Annotated in this window: 1 protein-coding gene; it reads right to left on the minus strand. The window is 52.4% G+C overall.

Features of this window, described 5'->3' with window-relative positions; translation table 11 throughout:
- Positions 1-193 (minus strand): PHP domain-containing protein (locus LZP73_RS20405; RefSeq protein WP_234236778.1); only part of this gene is annotated, 193 nt, incomplete at its 3' end.
- Positions 194-288: the final 95 nt, after the last annotated feature.

Genomic DNA, 288 nt, shown 5'->3' on the forward strand with positions numbered 1-288 from the left:
GCGCCAGTCCCGAACGTGAAATTTCCTCTCTTGCTGGTGCAATTGCAGCTGTGGTGTCATGGTCGGTGATCGCCAGGGTGCCGACGCGCATCTCGACTGCACGGTGCACCAATGCTTCTGGCGTCAGGCAGCCATCGGAAGCTGTGGTATGGCTGTGCAGGTCGTAAATCACTGCGTAATTCGTGTCGCTCAAGGCGCACTCCCGTTCTGGATAATATTTTTTGCGCCGACATCATAACGGTTCTGGCAAATATTCTGAAATGAGCTGTTGACAATTAATCATCGAAC

It is taken from the genome of Shewanella sp. AS16, assembly GCF_021412365.1.
GTDB classification, from domain to species: Bacteria; Pseudomonadota; Gammaproteobacteria; order Enterobacterales; family Shewanellaceae; genus Shewanella; species Shewanella salipaludis.